The 18,411-nt window shown below is 70.7% G+C and carries 12 protein-coding genes and 1 pseudogene; 5 read left to right on the forward strand and 8 right to left on the reverse strand.

Annotated features, from left to right (window positions below):
• Nucleotides 1-60 precede the first annotated feature (60 nt).
• Nucleotides 61-1,287 carry an ROK family protein gene (locus ABH935_RS13040; protein WP_370378119.1) on the forward strand — a complete coding sequence of 409 codons (1,227 nt, stop codon included), beginning with the start codon at nt 61-63 and terminating at the stop codon, nt 1,285-1,287.
• A gap of 52 nt (nt 1,288-1,339) precedes the next feature.
• On the opposite strand, the gene ABH935_RS13045 is transcribed toward ABH935_RS13040, so the two are convergent.
• Nucleotides 1,340-2,899: a discoidin domain-containing protein gene (locus ABH935_RS13045; protein ID WP_370378120.1), complete on the reverse strand. Its 1,560-nt coding sequence runs from the start codon at nt 2,897-2,899 to the stop codon at nt 1,340-1,342.
• A gap of 305 nt (nt 2,900-3,204) precedes the next feature.
• Here ABH935_RS13045 and ABH935_RS13050 point away from each other — a divergent pair, with 305 nt between their 5' ends.
• Both ABH935_RS13050 and ABH935_RS13055 read left to right on the forward strand, forming a co-directional pair.
• On the forward strand, nt 3,205-4,866 hold the full coding sequence (locus ABH935_RS13050; protein ID WP_370378121.1) for a beta-1,3-glucanase family protein: 1,662 nt from the start codon (nt 3,205-3,207) through the stop codon (nt 4,864-4,866).
• A gap of 97 nt (nt 4,867-4,963) precedes the next feature.
• The gene (locus ABH935_RS13055; protein ID WP_370378122.1) at nt 4,964-7,570 is read left to right on the forward strand and encodes a malectin domain-containing carbohydrate-binding protein; all 2,607 of its coding nucleotides are present in this window, start codon (nt 4,964-4,966) and stop codon (nt 7,568-7,570) included.
• Between the two features lie 171 nt (nt 7,571-7,741).
• Here ABH935_RS13055 and ABH935_RS13060 read toward each other — a convergent pair whose 3' ends face one another.
• The 7 genes from ABH935_RS13060 to ABH935_RS13090 all read right to left on the reverse strand — a co-directional run bounded on the left by ABH935_RS13060 (nt 7,742) and on the right by ABH935_RS13090 (nt 17,608).
• Nucleotides 7,742-8,617: an alpha/beta fold hydrolase gene (locus ABH935_RS13060; protein ID WP_370378123.1), complete on the reverse strand. Its 876-nt coding sequence runs from the start codon at nt 8,615-8,617 to the stop codon at nt 7,742-7,744.
• Between the two features lie 42 nt (nt 8,618-8,659).
• Nucleotides 8,660-9,139 (reverse strand): cupin domain-containing protein, encoded by a 480-nt coding sequence (locus ABH935_RS13065; RefSeq protein WP_370378124.1) that lies wholly within the window; start codon nt 9,137-9,139, stop codon nt 8,660-8,662.
• Nucleotides 9,136-10,110, reverse strand: coding sequence for an alpha/beta fold hydrolase (locus ABH935_RS13070; RefSeq protein WP_370378125.1), 975 nt, complete (start codon nt 10,108-10,110; stop codon nt 9,136-9,138). The genes ABH935_RS13065 and ABH935_RS13070 overlap by 4 nt, the downstream gene beginning before the upstream one ends.
• A gap of 63 nt (nt 10,111-10,173) precedes the next feature.
• A complete protein-coding gene (locus ABH935_RS13075) occupies nt 10,174-10,965 on the reverse strand; it encodes an oxidoreductase (protein WP_370378126.1) in 792 nt (263 codons plus the stop codon).
• Between the two features lie 45 nt (nt 10,966-11,010).
• Entirely contained in the window at nt 11,011-11,808 is a 798-nt protein-coding gene (locus ABH935_RS13080) for an alpha/beta hydrolase (RefSeq protein WP_370378127.1), read from the reverse strand.
• A gap of 169 nt (nt 11,809-11,977) precedes the next feature.
• Nucleotides 11,978-14,761, reverse strand: a complete 2,784-nt coding sequence (locus ABH935_RS13085) for an AAA family ATPase (protein WP_370378128.1) — start codon at nt 14,759-14,761, stop codon at nt 11,978-11,980.
• Between the two features lie 117 nt (nt 14,762-14,878).
• The gene (locus ABH935_RS13090) at nt 14,879-17,608 is read right to left on the reverse strand and encodes an AAA family ATPase (protein ID WP_370378129.1); all 2,730 of its coding nucleotides are present in this window, start codon (nt 17,606-17,608) and stop codon (nt 14,879-14,881) included.
• Between the two features lie 141 nt (nt 17,609-17,749).
• On the opposite strand from ABH935_RS13090, the pseudogene ABH935_RS13095 reads away from it, so the two are divergent.
• Nucleotides 17,750-17,848 (forward strand): annotated as a pseudogene (locus ABH935_RS13095) (alpha/beta fold hydrolase); the annotation flags it as partial.
• Between the two features lie 2 nt (nt 17,849-17,850).
• Nucleotides 17,851-18,291 (forward strand): hypothetical protein, encoded by a 441-nt coding sequence (locus tag ABH935_RS13100; RefSeq protein ID WP_370378130.1) that lies wholly within the window; start codon nt 17,851-17,853, stop codon nt 18,289-18,291.
• Nucleotides 18,292-18,411 lie beyond the last annotated feature (120 nt).

Raw genomic sequence — 18,411 nt, forward strand, 5'->3', positions numbered from 1 at the left:
CCAACCCGCGCCCCGGTCGGGAGCGACCCTTCAGCCAAGCTTTGAAACAACGAGGAGCCGATGCAGGGCCGGAGAAGCGGAACACTCAGGGATCTGCGACGCGAGAACCGGTCGGCGGTGCTGTGGTCGCTGTATTTCGACCGGCCTCGCAGCCGTCAGGACCTGGGTGCCGCGACCGGTCTGAGCCCCGCGTCCGTGACCAACGTGGTGCGCGAGTTGCTCGACGAGGGCATCGTCACCGAGGTCGGGTCGCAGGACTCTGACGGCGGGCGGCCGCGCCGGCTGCTGGACGTCTGCGCCGAGCACGGGTTCGTGATCGGCGTCGACGTCGGCGAAACGCGGGTGCGCACCACGTTGTACGACCTGACACTGGTCGAGCGTGCGAAGGCCGATCTGTCGTACGGTCCGGGCGAGTACGACATGGACGTGGTGGTACGGGCCGTCGCGGACAGCCTGCACGCCGTCCTCGCCGACGCCGCGGTGGATCCCGCGTCGGTTCTCGGCGTCGGCATAGGGGTGCCGGGCATCGTGGAGCAGGGTCCTGAGGCTGTGGTGCACGGCCAGAGCGTCCACTGGGACGCCGTGCCGCTGGAGCGGCTGCTCCGCGCCCACACCGACCTGCCGCTGCGGCTGGAGAACTGCGCCAAGACGACGGGCCAGGCCGAACTGTGGTTCGGTGCCGGACGCGGCGCGCGCACCGCGGCGGTGGCGTTGATCGGGACCGGCGTCGGAGCGTCGCTCGTCTCCGGCGGCAGCATCTACCGGGGCGTCAACTCCAGCGCGGGCGAGTGGGGGCACACGACGATCATCGCCGACGGCCGCCGGTGCCGGTGCGGCTCTTACGGCTGCCTGGAGGCCTACGTCGGTGCCGAGGCGATCCTGGACCGTTTCACCGGACCGGCGTCCGCGTCCGATTCCACGTCCACGTCCGAATCCACGTCCGCCGGAGACGAGGAGTCGGCGCTCGCGGCCCTGGTCGCCATGGACGACTCGCCCGCCGCACAGGCCCTGCTGGCCCAGACCGCGGAATACCTCGGCATCGGGATCGCGAACCTGATCAACCTGTTCAACCCGGAGCGGGTCATCCTGTGCGGCTGGGCGGGCCTACTCCTCGGCGGGAAGCTGCTGCCGGCGATCCGCTCGGCCGCGGAACGCTACTCGCTCCGACACCCGTTCGCGGCCACGACGGTCGAACTCGGCCGGCTCGGCCCGGAATCGGTCGTGCTCGGCGCGGCGACGCTGCCCCTGGAGGGCTTCCTCAACGGCGCCATCGGTCATCGGCCGTAGGCGGTTGTGCCCACAGCCGATGACCGGTGATCGATAGCCGGTGACGGGTAAATCAGCTCCCGTACACCTGGAACTCCCAGAGCGAGTACCCGTATCCGGTGGCCCGCTGCGTGCCGTACATCCGCACATAGCGGCCCGTGCCGGTCACAGCGAGGTTCTGCGTGCCTCCGGTCCCGGTCGTGGTCGAGTAGACCGTCGTCCAGGTGGTCCCGTCGTTCGAGGTCTGGATCTGGAAGGCCTTGGCGTACGCGCTCTCCCAGTACAGAACCACCTGCTTGATCGTGTGCACGGCCCCGAGGTCGACCATCAGCCACTGCGGGTCGGAGGCGGCGCTGGACCACCGGCTGTTGAACGACCCGTCCGTCGCGGCCGCGGCCGGAGTGCCGTTGCCCTCGATCGACGAGGCGTAGGCGTCGGCGTTCAGCGCGAGGTTCGTCCCGCTGAAGGAAGCCTCTCCCGGACTCGTGTAGACCTCGTTCGAGTCCGGCGAGACGCCGGTGGCGTTGTTCGCGGCGACGAAGTAGAAGTACGTCGTGCCGTTCTTCAAGCCGGTGTCGGTGAAGGTCGTACTCGTACCGGCGACCGTGGCGACCTGCGTGGTGGCCTCCCCGTCGGAGATGGTCGAGCCGCGGTAGACGCCGTAGGACGCCGCGCCGCCGCCGGCCGTCCAGTTCAGCGTGACGGACCCGCTGCCGGCGGAGGCCGTCAGGTTGCTCGGGCCGCCCGGTGCCGAGGCCGTAGCCGGGCTCACGGTCAGCTCGTCGACGCGCGAGACCCCGTGGCCGTTGGTGGCGCCCAGGGTGATCGAGTTCTTACCCGCGTTCAGATGGACCTGCAGCGCAGAGTGCTGATACACGTCGAAGCTGCCGGTCACGGGGAAGTGCTCGGTCGAGGTGATGACGGCGCCGTTCACCACGAGCTGCATGTCCCGGAAGTTCACCCCGGGGAACAGCCCTTGCGCGAAGGCGTACCGCCAGTCCAGCGTGTACAGCCCGGCGGTCGGCACCACGACGTCGTTGAACGTCATCGTGCCCTCCGCCGCGTAGGCCATGTCGACGACCTGGCCGCCCGGCGTGAGCGCGCCGGAGGAGCCGAGCAGCTGCGGGAACCAGCCGCTCAGCGTCGGGAACCAGTCGAAGCCGCCGAGCAGCGCGTCCTTGCCGTAGTAGACCAGCGAGCCGCCCGAGCCCGTGCCGGGCGTGTTCCCGCCGGTCCCGATCGGCGGCGGGGTCCGGGAGGAGTCCTCGGCCGACTTCGGCGACTCACCGCCGGCGTTAATCGCGGTGATCACGTAGAAGTAGTCCAGCGTGGTGCTCAGGTGGGTGTCGTTGTAGCTGGGGACGGTCGTCGTCGCGATCGGCGTGGCCGCCTCGCCGCCTGCCGCGGTACCGCGGTAGACGTGGTACGACGTCGCACCCGGCGTCTGATCCCAGCTCAACGAGAGCGAGGAGTCGGGGTTGGCGGTGATGCCCAGGTTGAGTGGCGCCGGCGGCGGCGTCCCGGCCGCGAACGCGGGGACCTGCGTCAGCCCCGCCGCGGCCAGGGCGCAGGCCGCGGCCAGGACCAGCAGACGGCGCAGCGACGTGCCCGCCGCGCGAGAGATTGTCTTCATGGCAGCTCCACGATCACTTGTGTCGTGCTCTGCGATGCCCCGGCCGACTGGCAGCCGTGTCGCACGGTATTGACGGCGAGGAGTTTCGTCAAGCTTTGAAACAAGTCGTGACCGCCGGACCCGGCCCGGACGCCCACGTCGGCCCGGAACCGGTACCGAAATCGGTTACGGAACCGGGTCCGGGATTGACACCGCGGAAACACCGGCGCAACATCAGCCACCAAGGGTGCCCTCCCGACTGGTGCACGAAGACTGATTCCCTCGCGACGCACGGAGCGCCGCCTCCTCGTGTACTGGAGAGAGCTTTGTCCTCAGCATCCATCGCCCGGGCCGCCCGCAGACCCCGCAACCGACCCCGTAGCAGACCCCTGACCATCGTCCTGGCGGTCCTGGCCCTCGTCGCCGGGTTGGCGCTGAGCCAGTCCGGCACGCCGAAAGCGGCGGCGGCCACCTGCAACACCGGCACCGATCTGGCGCTGAACCACCCCGCCACCGCCTCCTCGCAGGAGAACGCCAGCTTCCCGGCGGCCGGCGCGTTCGACGGGAACCTGAACACCCGCTGGTCCTCGCAGTTCTCCGACCCGCAGTGGGTCCAGGTGGACCTCGGCTCGGTGCAGTCACTGTGCCAGGTCGCCCTGCACTGGGAGACCGCCTACGGCAAGGCGTTCCAGATCCAGACCTCCACCGACGCGGCGACCTGGACGTCGATCTACTCGACCACGACCGGCACCGGCGGCACGCAGACGCTGACCGTCTCGGGCAGCGGCCGCTACGTCCGCATGTACGGCACCGCCCGCGGCACCCAGTGGGGCTACTCCCTGTGGGAGTTCCAGGTGTTCGGCAGCGGCAGCGGCACCGGCGACACCGTGACGGTGACTGATCCGGGCAATCAGAGCACTGCCACCGGCAGCTCGGTCAGCCTGCAGATCCAGGCCACCGACTCGGCCGCCGGCCAGACGCTGAGCTACAGCGCCACGGGCCTGCCGGCCGGGCTGTCCATCAGCAGCGCCGGACTGATCACCGGCACGGCGACGACGGCGGGCAGCTCCACGGTGACGGTCACCGCCAAGGACACCACCGGAGCCTCGGGGACCACGACGTTCAGCTGGACCGTGGGCACCAGCGGTACCGGCGGCGCTCCGCCGCCGGCGTTCTGGGGTAACACGTCGGCCATTCCGCCGGCGACCCACGTGCTGGAACTGTCGATCGTCAACCAGACCAACGGCCAGTACCCCGACAGCCAGGTCTACTGGAGCTTCAACGGCCAGACCAAGTCGATCGCCCAGCAGCCGTACGTCGACATGCCCGCGAACTCGGCCGGCCGGATGTACTTCTACCTCGGCACGCCGAACGGCCCGTACTACGACTTCATCGAGTTCACCGTCGGCACGACCTTCATCAACGTGGACACCACCCGCGTCGACCGGTTCGGCCTGAAGCTGGCCCTGCTGCTGCACGGCCACGACGGCTCCAACCAGCAGGTCGGCGAGAACTACGCCACGTTCCAGGAGTCCAGGGCGGCGACCTTCAGCCGGTTCCAGAGCTCGGTGCCCACCGAGTTCAAGGAGCTGGCGACCGACCAGGCGCCGTACGGCATCCCGTCGCCGGGCAACGACAAGGCGTTCCAGACCGGCGGCGCCTACGCGAACTACTTCCAGAGCTACGCCGCGGCCAACGGCGACACCAGCGATTCCACCGCGCAGATCTTCGGGTGCGGCGGCACGCTCTCGGCCAACCCCCAGCTGTGCGCCGGCCTGAACCGGCACGTGGCGCAGCTTCCGACGGCGCAGCAGTCGAACCCGGCGAACTTCTACCAGGCCGCGCCGGCCAACTACTACGCGCAGTTCTGGCACCAGAACGCCATCAACGGCGTCCAGTACGGCTTCCCGTACGACGACGACGCGGGTCAGTCCTCTGATATCTCGGTGACCAACCCGCAGTACATGGTGGTCGCGGTCGGCTGGTAGCCGCCGCACGGACGGCGGGCTCCCCCTCGTCGCGGCCGGGGAGCCCGCCCACCCAGGCGAGTTCCCCGGCCGCGGCCCTGTCTAAGGGGCATGTCAGATGCGAGCTTTCGTCCTGCCCGCGCCATCGGCCACACGACCGCGGCGGCGCTCCGTCCTCCTGAGTTGGTTCACCGCGCTGTTGGTGGTCGCGCAAACGCTGATCACCGTGAACCTGAGCGCCACGCCCGCCCACGCAGCGGCGGCGAACACCGCCGTCACCACGCTGCGCGACGACAACGCGCACAGCGGCCAGTATCCGAACGAGACCGTCCTCAACACCTCGAACGTCACCTCGTCCCAGTTCGGCAAGCGGGTCTCCTATCCGGTGGACGGCCAGCTCTACGCTCAGCCGCTCTACCTGCCGAACCTCACCATCAGCGGCGCGACGCACAACGTCGTGTTCGCGGCGACAGAGAACGACAGCGTCTACGCGTTCGACGCCGACGCTTTCACGACGACTGCCCCGGCTCCGTTGTGGAAGGTGAGCCTGCTGCCGGCCGGCGCGCAAGCGGTGCCGAGCTCCTTCCAGGCCTGCGGTGATCTGCAACCGATCATCGGCATCACCAGCACGCCGGTCATCGACCCGACCACGAACACGATGTTCGTCGTAGCCTACGACCAGGAGAACGGCAAGGAGGTCTACCGCCTGCACGCCCTGGACGTCACCACCGGCGCGGACAAGTGGCCGGCCGTCGTCATCCAGGGCTCGGCGCCGGGTACGGGCACCGGCAGCGTCGGCGGGACGATCGCCTTCGACCCCAGCGTCGAACGGCAGCGGTCCGCGCTCGTGCTCGCCAACGGCCGGCTCTACGTGAGTTTCACCTCGTTCTGCGACATCGGTGACTATCACGGCTGGATCTTCGGCTACAGCTACTCGAACAACGCCCTCACGGTCGCGTACCTTTACAACGACACCGCCAACGGTTCCCAGGCCGGGATCTGGGGCGGCGGCGCCGGGCTGGCGGCCGACCCCGCCGGCAACCTCTACTTCATGAGCGGGAACGGCACGTTCGACGCCGACAGCGGCGGCGTCGACATGGGCCAGAGCTTCGTGCGCCTGAACTCCTCGCTCCAGCGGCAGGACTACTTCGCGCCGTTCACCGCGAAGTGCGGTGGGGACAACGACCTCGGCGCCGGCGGCCCGCTGCTGATCCCGTCGGCGAACGAGGTGATCGGCGCGGGCAAGGAAGGGCGGCCCTATGTGGTGAGCACCACGAACATGGGCGGCTTCACGGCCGATCCCAACCTCGTCTGCGGCGGCACCGACTACAACCGCACGGACATCGACAAGATCGTCCAGGAGCTGCCGGTCGGAAGCGTCGGGTCGCTGTTCAGCACGCCAGGGTTCTACAACGGTCCGAACGGGCAGTACGTGTACTTCTCGGAGTCGGGCGGGCCGACCGTGGCCTACTCGTTCAGCGGCGGCAAGCTGTCGGCGACCCCGACCTCGAAGACGCCCGAGTCGTTCGGCGGCACCGGCGGCGACGCGGTGGTCTCCAGCAACGGGACCGCGGCGGGCAGCGGTGTCCTGTGGACCGAGGGCGGTGACTCGGTGCTGCGCGCCTACGACGCCACGAACCTCGGGAACGAGCTCTACAACAGCAGTCAGAACCAGGCCCGGGACGGCATCTCAGGGTACGTGAAGTTCACGTCGCCGGTGGTGACCAACGGCCAGGTCTTCGTGGGCCTGTCCGCCAGTCTCGCCATCTTCGGCATCGTCGCGAACCAGCCACCGCCGCCACCGCCGCTGCCGAACGGCGTGAAGATCAACGCCGGCGGCCCGGCGGTGTCCCCGTTCGTCGCCGACCAGTACTTCACCGGCGGGGCGACTTCGGGCAGCGGCAACGCGATCGACCTGAGCGGCGCGAACAACCCGGCGCCCGCAGCGGTCTACCAGACCAACCGCTATGGCAACTTCAGCTACAACGTCGGCGGGCTGCCGACGAGCGGCACGTACACGGTGCGGCTGCACTTCGCTGAGACGTACTGGAAGACGGCAGGCGCGCGCCTGTTCAACGTGACGGTCAACGGAACGCAGGCACTGAACTCCTTCGACATCCTGGCCACGGCCGGCGCCGCGAACAAGGCGGTCGTCGAGCAATTCACCGTCACCGCCAACAGCTCCGGAAGACTCACCATCCAGTTCGCCTCCGTCAAGGACAACGCACAGGTCAACGGGATCGAGATCAACCCGTCGTCCTCGACGCCACCACCACCGCCGCCCACGGCGGTCCAGATCAACGCCGGCGGCCCGGCCGCGTCACCGTTCGCCGCGGACGAGTACTTCACCGGCGGCGCGACGGCAGGCACCGGCAACACGATCGACGTGAGCGGAGTAGCGAACCCGGCGCCGACGGCCGTCTACCAGACCAACCGCTACGGCAACTTCACGTACACCATCCCCGGCTTCACCCCCGGCTCGACCCACACCGTGCGCCTGCACTTCGCGGAGACGTACTGGACGACGCCAGGCGCGCGCCTGTTCAACGTGCTGATCAACGGAGCGCAGGCACTGAACTCCTTCGACATCCTGGCCACGGCCGGCGCCGCGAACAAGGCAGTCGTCGAACAGTTCACGACTGCCGCCGACAGCGGCGGCCACATCACGGTTCAGTTCGTCACCGTCAAGGACAACGCGCAGGTCAACGGTATCGAAGTGTTGTGAGGCGCGAAGTACTAGAGAAGTCATCGATCGACTCGCCGAAGGCGGAACTGTTCAGCCAGTCGCCGCCTTCGGCCTGACGCTGGCCGGGACGCTGGGCTTGCTCGTCGCCGCACATCCGCGCCCGGGCGCGGCCGTGCCGTGGCGGGGCGGGAACTGGGTCCCGACCGCTTGTCAGCCGGTGGCCTTGGCGGCCCGGACGATCAGATCCTCAGTCTGGTCGGGGTGGGAGACCATGACCGCGTGCGAGGCGCCGGGGATGACGACCGTGTGCGCGCCGGCGCGCTCGGCCATGTACTTCTCGGTCGCGGCCGGGATCGCCTGGTCTGCTCCGGCGACCAGGTACCACGACGGGATGGTCTTCCAGGCCGGCGCGCCGCTGGCGCCCTGGAGGGCGGCCAGCGCCACTGGGCGCTGTTCGGCCGCCATCAGGTCGGCTGTCGCCGCCGGGAGGTCCGCGGCGAACACGGCGTGGAACTTCGTCTGGTCGACGTACCCGTCCTCGCCACCGCCTCCGCTGGCGTCTGTGTACGGCCGGATCAGCAGCGCCCCGCCGAGCTGGCTGCCGGGGTTCATCCCGGTGAGCTGCAATGCGCTCTCGCCCTGGTCCGGGGCGAAGGCCGCGATGTAGACCAGGGCTTTGACGTTCGCGTGGCCGACGGCGGCGTCGGTGATGACCTCGCCGCCGTAGGAGTGACCGACCAGGATGACCGGCCCCGGGATGGTGCTCAGGATGCTGGAGACGTAGGCCGCGTCGTTGTCCAGGCCGCGCAGCGGGTTGGCCGCGGCGATGACCGGATAGCCGTCGTGTTCCAGGCGGGTGATGACACCGTTCCAACTGGAGGAGTCGGCGAAGGCACCGTGGACGAGGACGACGGTGGGCTTGGGCCCGTGGTGCGTCGATACAGCGCCGGCGGCAGCGGGAGCCGGCGCGGCTGATGCCGCGGCGATGGCCGGTACGGCGAGGACGACTGCGGCGAGCACAGCCGGGATCGTCGCGCGCTTCCGGGTCACCTGGTGCGTACGCGTCCGATACGGGTTTCGGAGCATGGACAGACCTTTCTCGTGAGGCGGTTCTCGGACGAGGGCGAATCAAGCCGTCGGCGGCGGACCGGCGACCTTGACGTGGAAGTCGTCTGCGGAAGCGAGGATGCTCTCGATGTCGAAAGCCGCCGGCGCCTCGTCGAGCCGGCCGGCGGGGGTGCCGTTGGCGCTGAACCACTGCTCCACGCGCGACGGGCCGAAGACGACCGCCAGGCGTGCGCTCTCCGAACGGACCAGGTAGCTGTGCGGCACGCCGCGCGGCCCGTGCGCGATCTGTCCGGCGTGCAGGTCCAAGCGCTTGTCGGCGACGAAGAAGGAGACCTCACCGTCCAGAACGAGCCAGACCTCGTCCTCGTCGTCGTGGATGTGGCGCGGCGGCGCGTGGCCGGCCGTGTCGAGGAACTCCATGACGCTCAGCGTTCCGCCGGTCCGGCTGCCGGGCACCAGGATCCGGGCCCGTCCGCCGAGGAACCAGAAGGGCTCCGACTCGGCACCGGGAAAGGTGTCGTCGGGGAACGGCTGGATCATGATTTCCTCCCCAGGAAGTCGAGCAGGATGTGGGCCATCTCGGCGGGGTGTTCCTCGTACATCCAGTGGCCGGAGTCCGGGACCACGACGCCGGTGACGTGCTTGGCGTACTTGCGGACCTGGTCGGGCACGAAGCTGCCGAGGCTCCCCGAGGCCCCGATCGCCAGCACCGGCATGGCGAGCTTGGTCTTCTGGTACACGGCGTCGTTGACCATGTCCTGCGGCAGGGTGCGGAACCACTGGAAGCTCGCCTCCAGGTGCGCCGGGTCCTTCAGATAGCCGGCGAACACCGCGATGTCGTTCGGCGTGACGGCGCTCTTGACGACTTCGAGGTCGTCGATGAACTTGCCCGTCCACAGCTCTTCCCGGCCGCTGATGAGCTCTTCGGGCAGGCCGTTGGTGAGCGCGAAGAACCCGAAGTGCCAGGCACCGGGGCCGTCGGCGGTCAGCGACGCGAACGAGTAGATGCTCGGGTCCGGGATCGGCGCCTCGCTGAGCACGAGCTTGGTGACGTCCCGCGGATAGGCGGCGGCGTAGGAGTAGGCCACCATAGTTCCGATGTCGTGGCCGACCAGCCGGATGTCCTTGTCGTGCCCGATCTCGGCGAGCAGACCGTGGATGTCGGCCGCGAGGTCCACCTTGTCGTAGCCGGTGGCGGGGGCGTCGCTGCGGCCCGCGCCCGGAAGGTCGGGGGCGATGACGGTGTAGTGCTGGGCGAGGGTCGGCATGACCTCCCGCCACTCGTACCAGGTCTGCGGATAGCCGTGCAGCAGAACCAGGGTCGGGCCGTGGCCGCCGATCACGTAGTCGATGCCGATCGCACCGACCTTGGTCTTGTGCTCGCTGAATCCGGCCGGCAGCTGCTCGGCGGGAGCGGCGGTGGGAGACGACGCCGTCGTGGCGTGCGCCGCCCCGGGGGTGATCGTGGCGGCCGCGAGTCCGAAGGCCGAGGCCACGGCGAAGGCGAGCATGGCGCCCGGCCGGAAAACGGCAGGAGGTGTCGCACAAGGGGCTCCAGGGGTGTGAGACGTGCCCTACAGGGTGGTGACCAGGCCGCCGTCGATGACGAAGTCGGACCCGGTGATGTTGGCGGCGCGGTCGCTCGCCAGGAACAGGACGAGGTCCGCGACCTCCTCGGGGTGCGTGAAGCGGCCCGTCGGGGCGTCGCCCGCGGCCTGTGCGGCGACGTCCCGGGCGGTGGCGCCGGTGGCTTGCGCGACCTTGGCCGCGACGCCGTCGTCGGCCAGCCACAACCCGGTGGTGACGGGTCCGGGACTGACGGTGTTGACCCGGATTCCGCGCGGCCCGACCTGCTTGGACAGCGACTTGCAGAAGTTGGACAGCGCGGCCTTGGCGGCGCTGTAGTCGATGACGAGCGGGTCGGGCAGGAAAGCGTTGACGGAGCTCACGGTGACGACGCTTCCCGCGCGGCGCTCCAGCAGGTGGGGAAGTGCGGCCCGAGTGGTGCGCACGGCGGCGAGGAAGTTGACCGCCAGCGTCGCGTCCCAGTCCTCGTCGGTCACCGCCAGGAAGCCGTCCGTCCGCGGATGGACCGCTCCGACGTTGTTGACCAGGATGTCCAGGCCGCCGTGGGCGCGGACGGCGGCGGCGACGAGCAGGGCCGGGCCGTCCGGCGTGGTCAGGTCTGTCTCGACTGCCAGGACGGGCTCGCCGCCGGCGGCGAGCGCTTTCAGTTCAGGGGTGATCTCCCGTGCGCCGGCGACGACCCGCGCGCCTTCGGCCACCAGAGCCCGGGTGACGGCCAGTCCGATGCCGCGGCTGGCTCCGGTGACGACCGCGGTCTTGCCGGTCAGGTGCATGTCCATGTCAGGACCTTCCGCTCGCAGGGCCTTCTCCTCACAGAGTTCCGCTCACAGGTCCTGCTGCCGCAGCCACCGCAGCGCCGTGTCGGCGACCTCGCGCCAGCCGCTGTCGATGGTCAGCGAGTGCCCACGATCGGGGAAGTCGGTGAGGTCGGTGACCGCCTCCGAGTGCCGGTACTGCTTGAGCGTGGCCCGGGTGACGGCCTCGGGCACGGTGTGGTCCTTGCCGCCGGTCATCAGCAGCAGCGGCCCGCGATTCTCGTTGGCGGTGTCCACCTTGGCCGGCGAGTGCGGGTTGAAGTTGGCGGCGGCGGCCTCGAACAGCGGCTTGCCGGGCGCGGGGATGGACCACCGCTCGTACAGCGTGTTCGACTCCTCCGGGGAGACGGCGTTGCCGAACGCGAAGCGGAACTGCTCGGCGGTGAGGGAGACCGCCTTGTGCTTGTTGCCGGGGTTCTTGAACACCGGCAGCGTCGCGCGCAGCGCGGACAACGGCAGCGGGAGCACGCCCTTGATCTGGGCGGCGTCGATCGCCACGGCGGCCGCGGCCAGGTTCTGGCCGAGCAGCTTCTGGGCGATCATGCCCCCGAACGAGTGGCCGATCAGGATGGGCGGGACCGGCAGTTCCCTGATGATCGCCGCGTAGTGCTCGACGACGTCGTCGATGCCGTGGTCGGCGATGCTCTCGGGGTTGGCGCGGGCCTCCTCGACGGTGTCGGGGTCGCCCGGCCAGCCGGGCGCGGACGGGGCGTACCCCTCGTGCTGGAACAGTTCGGTCCAGAGCTCCCAGGACGTGGCGTGCAGCCACAGTCCGTGGATGAAGATGACGGGAGTCGGTGTCGTCATGGCAACCTCTCGATGCGGCTGGCGCTGGCGCTGTCCGGTGGTGCCGGGCGGATGTCCGGTGCCGGACCAGCTCAACACGCGGGTGGGGGTCTTCGTACTGGGGAAGGACCCCAGTCCTGACGGAGAGCGGCGCCTGTACCCCGAGTGGTCGAAGCGACAGGCGGCGGCTTCACGCGGTGGATTCGAGTCCTGTCTCGCCCAGCACGGACTCGATCTGCTTCCGTGAGGAGATGTCCAGCTTGCGGAACACCTTGTTGAGATGGAACTCGACAGTCGAGGTCGTGACGAACAGCCGGGACGCGATCTCGGTGTTGGTCAGGCCTGACGCGGCCAGCGACGCGACCCGCTGTTCTTGCGGAGTGAGGTCCAGCCGGGTCTCGACGGTGCGCTTGCGCGCCTTCTCGCCGGTGGCGAGCAGTTCGGCCCGTGCTCGCTCAGCGAACGGCACCGCTCCGCAGGTTTCGAAGGACTCGTAGGCGGCGCGCAGCTGGACTCGCGCCTCGGAGCGGCGCCTGCGGCGCCGCAGCCACTCGCCGAAGAGCAGACGCGACCAGGCGAGCTCCACCGCTACCGGAGCCTTTCCGAGCAGATCGATCGACTCCCGGTAGGACTCTTCGGCATCGTCGCTGTCGGCCATCAGGGCTCGGCAGCGGGCCAGCGACCCCAGCGCCCACGGCGTTCCGGCCAGCGTCGCACGCTCCTCCATACGTTCCAGGGCCACCGCCGCCACGGCCCGGTCACCGGTCCGGACACCGGCCTCGACGACGAGGGGCAGCAGGAAGTTGCAGTACGGCGGGGCGTCTTCGGCGAACGGCGGCAGCAGCTGGCCGAGCGCCTCTCGATGGCGGCCGCGGCCGATTTCGAAGACTGCCAGGGCGTGGGCCGCGAGGCGGTTCTGGGATCCCAGCCCGCAGCTCTCGGCCAGCTCGCGCATGACACCGGTCGCGGCGAGCAGTTTGTGCTCCTGACCCGTCCAGGCGTACAGCAGTGTCCTGGTGATCTCCCCGCCGCCGGCGAAGCCGGTCGCGGCGGAGTAGTCGTCCGCCTCCGCGTAGTACGCCTCGGCCGCGGCGAACCGGCCCTCGGACATCTCGGTGGTCGCGAGAACCATCAATGCCAGGGTGAGTCCGTAGAGTGCGCCCGCACTCCGGTCGACGGTCGCGAGCCGCCCGACGATCTCGCGCTTGGCTTCGATGTCCCACAGTTCGTCGGCCGCCATGGTGACGATCACGCTGAAGGGGCTGTTCAGCTCCCTGAGCTCAGCGGAGTCACGCAGCCGCCGCAGCCCGTCGCGAATGGCCGGGACACCCAGCGGGTGGCCGAAGGCGATCAAGCGCGCCAGCCCCAGCATCAGGGGGGCCGGGCTCCAGGACGGCGGGGCCGGATCACGCCGGGCGCCCAGGATCGCCTCGGCGACCTGCTTGCGGGTCGTGCCGACGAGGAGGTTTCCCCCCACCAGCGCAGCGTGCGTCGCTTCGTGCAGCAGCTCCCAGCTCATCGCGGGCTCGGTGTCGCCCAGCTCGGCCACCGCGTCCAGGAGCAGAGCCGGCACGGTGGCGACGCGGATGTGAAGCATCTCCACGGACGCCCGGATGCGCGTCGCCCGGGCGCGCGCCGAGCCGGTGAGATCGGGGGTGGCGAGATCGAGCAGGGACTGCGTCGCCGCGACGTCGCCGGACGTGAGGCTGGCGGCCGCCGCGCTGAGCAAGCGTTCGGCGCGTCGGGCGGGGTCCGTGGTGAGTTCGGCGGCGCGGGACAGGAACAACGCCTGCTCGGAATGCCCGCCTCGGGATCGGGCTCGCTCGGACGCGGCCTCCAGGTCCGCGGCCACCTCGTCGTCGGTGCCGTCGGCTGCTTCCGCGCGATGCCAGGCGCGGCGGTCGGGCGCGCTCGTGGACGCGAGGACGGCGTGGATCCTCCGGCGCTCGGCGGAAGATGCCGCCGAGTAGACGGCGGAGCGGATCAAAGGATGCCGGAACTCGGCGGTCCTGGCATGGTCCAAGACCCCCGCGGCCACCGCGGGCACGGCAGCCCGGAACGACAGCCCGAGGGCACCCGCGGCCCGCCACAGCGTCGCTCGGTCGTCGGCGGGCGTCGTGGCCACCAGCAGCAGCAGGCTGCGGGTGTCGTCGGGCAGGGCCATGATCGACCGCTGGAAGTGCCGCTCCAGCATCGAGTTCACCGGCAGGGGTTCCGGCAGCGGGGCCACGCCGGCCAGTTGCTCGGTGCCCAGTTGCGCGGCGAGTTCCAGCAGGGCCAGCGGATTGCCGCCGGTCCCGGCGACGATCTGGTCGGTGACCGCCTGATTCAGGAACCCCTCGACGGCGGAGGCGAGCAAGGTCCCCGCTTCCTCGGCGGGCAGCCCTCGGACGGGCACGGTCGTGAGGGCTTCGAGCAGAACGAGCTGTGCGGCGCCGTCGCGGGCGGCGAAGACCAGGCCGAGGGCGTCCGCGTGCAGTCGGCGGGCGACGAACGCGAGCGTCTCGGCCGACTCCCGGTCCAGCCAGTGCACATCGTCGACGAGGCACAGCATCGGCCGCTCGGAGGCGACGTCGGCCAGCAGCGTCAACGCCGCCAGCCCGACCAGGTAGCGGTCGGAGGGCACCGCCTCGGCCACGCCGAACGCCCCGTTCAGCGCGTCGCGCTGGCGTTGCGGCAGAACACTGAGTCTGGTCAGGAAGGGGCGGAGCAGGCGATGGAGCGCGCCATAGGCCAGCCGGGTCTCCGATTCCACACCGACCAGCCGGACGGCCGAGACATCGCCGGCCGCCCCCGCCGCCTCGGCCGCGTAGTCCAGCAGCCGGGTCTTGCCGACCCCGGGCTCGCCGGTCAGGACCAGGACTCCGCTCAGGCCTTCGCGGACCGCTTCCAGCAGCCGGCCTATCGCTTCCCGTTCACCGTGCCGGCCGACCATCGGCCGCTCGAAAGTGGGCTGGGCAGGCCGCCACACCATGGGATCCGTCCCCCTCCACGACGTTGCCTCCGCGACGTTGCTACGCGGGAAACGCTAGGTCGCGTGGGGCGGCGGGGGCGAGCGTCACGTGACGGTGGTCAAACAGGCGAGCGAGCGTCACGTGACGGTGTTCATCGCCGGGGCGCCGACCACGGTTCGCAGTTCGGCGCGGGAGACGACGCCGAGTTTGGGGAAGATGCGATGCAGGTGCGAGCTGACCGTGCGGTGCGACAGGTACAGCCGTTGTCCGATCTCGCGGTTGGTGAGGCCTTCGGCCGCCAGCTGGACTATCTGCAGTTCGTGGGGCGTCAGCCGGTCGCGGGCGTCCGGGTCCCGGCGGCGGCTGGTCTCGCCGGCCGCGCGCAGCTCGCGGCGGGCCTTCTCGCCCCAGGGGATCGCGCCGAGCGCGTCGAACATGTCGCGGGCGGTGCGCAGGTGCTCCCGGGAGTCCACGCTGCGGCGCCGGCGTCGCAGCCACTCCCCGTAAGCCAGGTGGGTTCGTGCCCTGATCAACGGCCACGCGGCGAGATCGGCGCGCAGCGCGGCCTCGAACAGGGCCCCGGCGGCGGCGTCGTCGGCCAGCAGCGCGCGGGCCAGGCGCAGGTCGGCGTGCAGGACCGGCGCCGGGGTCACGTCCGCCACCACCTCCAGCCGCGCCACGATCGGCGTGACGTCCGCGGCCCGGCCGCAGTGCGTCGCCGCGTCGACGAGGTCGCCGACACCGGTCAGCCGCAGCGCGATCTGATAGGCGGGATCGGCCGGATCGTGCAGCCTGCGCAAGTGGCCGAAAGCCTCCTCGAACTTGCCCGCGCCCAGCGCGGCCAGGCCGCGCGCGGCGATCGCGGTCGCGAGCACCGGCCGCGCGCCGACCGGCAGGCCGATCCGCTCGGCCTCGTCGGCCAGGCGCTGGGACTCCTCCGCCTCGCCGCGCAGCGCGGCGAGCTTCGCCGCGGTCGCCGTCATCAGCGCGTACATCATCGTCTGCCCCGTCTCGCGCGCGAGGCGGCGCGACTCCTCGGTCGCCGAGATCGCCGCGCCGAGGTCTCCGACGACGATCGCGCTCCACGCGTCCGCGCCGACCGTTCGGGCGAGCAGGCCGAGCCGGCCCTGGGAGCGCAGCTGCGCACTGCCGACCGCCGCGAAGGCGCGCGCCAGGTCGAACCCGCCGACCAGCAGCATCGCGGTGCTGAGCATCCGGTAGGCGCGGCCGTCGTCGCCCGGGCCGGGCGCCACTCGGCTCGCGCGGTCCAGGACGAACGCCCCGCGCTCGATCGGCGCGGCGTAGGCGCAGATGGCCAGGCGCCACGGATCGAGCTCGTCGAGTTCCAGCCGCTCGACCGCTTCCAGAACCCTTCGGCGTCCTTCCGTTCCGGGGTCGGACCAGAAGCACGATTGCGCCGCGCTCCACAGGATTCGAAGGGCCAGCGTCGGATCGTCGGCGGCCACTTCCAGCGCCAGTGCCGTCAGCGACGCGGCGCCGGAGGAGTGTCCGCGCAGTCCTTCGTCGAAGCTGTCCCGAAGCCATACCGCGGTGGCGTGCTGCCGGGACGACAACGGCCCGGTCACGGCTTGCTCCAGCAGCCGGTCCACGGTCTGCGGCCGGCCGAGTTCCACCGCGAAATCCGCGGCGCGCAGCAGCCGTTCGGCGCGGTGCCCGGGGTCCTCACTGAGCGCGGCGGCTTGTTCGAGCGCGGTGACCGCGGCCGAGACGGCGCCGCGACGGACGGCCCGGTCCGCGGCGTCCTGCAGGGCGGCGGCGACGGTTTCGTCCGGGGCGGTCATCGCGGCGGCCAGGTGCCGCACCCGGCGGTCCGGCTGGCCGTCCAGCACCTTCGCGAGCGCCTCGTGCGCGGCCTGGCGCCGGGCGGCCGGCATGACCTGTCGGATCGCCGAGCGCATCAGCGGATGCCCGAATCGCAGCTCGGACCCCGCCACGGTGATCAGCTGGGCCCGGACCGCGGGTTCCAGATCGGCGGGCCCGACGGCGGCTCCGGTGAGCAGCAGTGTCGCGCCGAAGATCTCCGGCAGGGACGACCCCTCGTCGAGGGCTGCGACCTGGAGCAGGCACTCGGTGTTCGCCGGCAGGGTCCTGAGGCGGCCGGTGAACGCGCGCTCAAGCCGCTCGGTGAGCGGCAGCCGGGCGTCGTGCGGGTCAGCGGTGACCGCGACGGCGCGCGACAGTTCGGTCAGGGCCAGGGGGTTGCCGGCGGCCTCGCTGAGCACGTGCAGGCGGGCAGCCGGTGACAGGTCCGGACCCGCGGCGGAGAGCAGCTCGGCCGCGTCGGCGTCCGGTAGCGGGTCGAGGACCAGCGTGGTGACTTCGTCCGGACTCAGCTGCGCTCCGTAGCCGTCCCGCGCGGCACCCACCATCATCACCGGCTCGGCCGCCACGCGCCGCGCCACGAAAGCCAGGGTGCTGACGGTGGCGTCGTCGAGCCACTGCACGTCGTCGGCCAGCACCAGGACCGGCGCGGCGACCGCGGCTTCGGCGACGAGGTCGAGGGTCGCAAGGCCCACCAGAAAGACGTCCGGCACCTTGGCCTCCTCCTGGCCGAGCGCGGCCCGCAACGCCGAGCGCTGCGGTGCGGCCAGGTGGGCCATCTCCGGGATGAGCGGACGCAGCAGCTGCTGAAGGCCCGCGTACGGAAGGCCGTTCTCGACTTCGACGCCGACCGTTCGCAGCACCCGGAATCCCAGTTCTTCGGCGGCGACGGCGGCTTCGGCCAGCAGCGCGGATTTGCCGATGCCCGGCGCACCGCGCACCAGGACCGCGCTTCCCCGGGTCCTGGTGTCAGCCAGCATGCCGCGCAGCAGTCCGAGCTGTTCGCCCCGGCCGACGAGCTCCACGCGCCCTCCCCTTCGACCGGGTCCACCGGACCGGCGTGCCTGGAAGTCAAAGGTACTCCAGCCTCTCGCGGGAAGATCACGAAAAGCCGCCGGGCAACCGCCGATCGACTGGGGTGTTCCCCCGGTGCGATCGGTCGGGGACGGGTCATCAGTTACGACCGACGCGGATTCGGCTGCTCCAGCCAACCCGTTGTCGGATACGACTACGACACCTTCGCCGCCGGCCGGGCTACTCTGCTCGCGTGACTCTCCTCGATGACGTGGCCGAACGCGACGGCTGGCGATGCTGGGTATGCGACGAACCGGTCGACCCCGACATGTCGGTGAACGACCCGCGGGGGCCCAGCGTCGACAGCCGGACCGCCGATCGGAAGGCCAAGGTCACCGAGCGTCTCGCGCACCGCGCATGCAACACCCGCAAGGGCGCGGTCCAGGTGGTCATCCCCTGGCCGGACAGCCTGTACGTGGTCGAGCCCGCGCCGCTGATCGCCGTCGCCGAGAGGCTGGAGCGCAAAGGAGGCCGCGAGGTGGTGGGTCGCTGCCCGACCAAGCAGGATGCCCAGGACGCGGCGGATTGGCTGGCGGACCGGTTCTCCCGACTGGTACCGGGAATGCCGGTGACCGCGGCCGTCGAGCCGGGCGGCGGCCAGTTCCTCGTCGTCCTGGCCGCCAGCCGCCGCTAAGCGGCGCGCACGCTTCTTCACAGGTACGCGGCAGAGGTCGATCTAGCGCCGGACGACCGCCTGGCACCCTCCATCGCCGCGGACGCCGAGCCGACCCGGGCTCGCGGTTGAGCCGCCGAC

Origin of the sequence: Catenulispora sp. GAS73, from assembly GCF_041262085.1 — a bacterium.
Taxonomy (GTDB): domain Bacteria; phylum Actinomycetota; class Actinomycetes; order Streptomycetales; family Catenulisporaceae; genus Catenulispora.